We start from the raw sequence: 898 nt of genomic DNA, 5'->3' as shown, positions 1-898 counted from the left end.
AAACGAATGAGATCGTTGATAGTTTCGAAATGGCGGCGATCAAAGTGCTTAACCTCTGTGCTTCAACGCAAAAATAGTTAGATCATAGAAAGTACGTTCAGATGTCTTTAGTAGTCGCTCATCATAATTTGCCATGGTCGCAATCGCATTCAGAGCAGCGCGTCTTCTCTGTTGCGCTCATGCTTGGGTTAGTGCTTTTAATCGCTGCTGCCTGGTTTATTGATAATTATGAAGTGCCTGAACCTGATAGAGAGAGTCTCGAGCGCTTGCCGCCTCAATTGGCTCGTTTCGTAAAGAACGAAAAGCCAAAAGTTGCGCCAAAGCCTATACGTAAAAAGGAATTACCTAAACCGAAGGCTGAAGTTAAACCTAAGCCGGTAGCGAAGCCAAAACCTAAACTTGAGCCGAGGCCTGTTCCTAAGCAGAAGTCTAAGGAATCGATTAAAGCGCAACCCAAAAAACGAGTGGAAACCCAGAAGAGCACCGCGGAACAAATAAAACAGGCACGAGAAGTCGCAAGTAATAGTGGTTTGCTTGCTATGCAAAGCCAAATGGCAGCGCTATCGAGTTCGGTCGCCGCATCAGGCTTCTATTCTTCAGCGAAGCAAGTAAAAGCCGAGTCAGGGCCATTAAGTATCGGTTCACCGGATCAGTCTGTATTGAGCAAAACCTCGAACGCAACAGCTCAGTCGGAACAGCAAATCGATACACGCCAAGCAACATTGGACGATCAAGAATATTCAACGCTGCAAGTACGTGAAGAAGAAAAAGCCCTCGCACTCGCGGAGAAAAACGCAGGAAAGACGCGAGATATGGCTGAGGTGCAACTCGTTGTAGAGGGTGTTCGCTCAACATTCAATTTATTGTACAACCGGGCACTGAGAGACGCCCCATTCCT

At 46.8% G+C, this 898-nt stretch carries 1 pseudogene; it reads left to right on the top strand.

Going from position 1 to position 898, the window contains the following annotated elements:
* Positions 1–101 precede the first annotated feature (101 nt).
* Positions 102–898, top strand: a pseudogene (locus tag A3738_RS03110) (hypothetical protein); the annotation flags it as partial.

It is taken from the genome of Oleiphilus sp. HI0066 (genome assembly GCF_001635725.1).
This window is presented reverse-complemented; position numbering and strand designations above follow the sequence as displayed.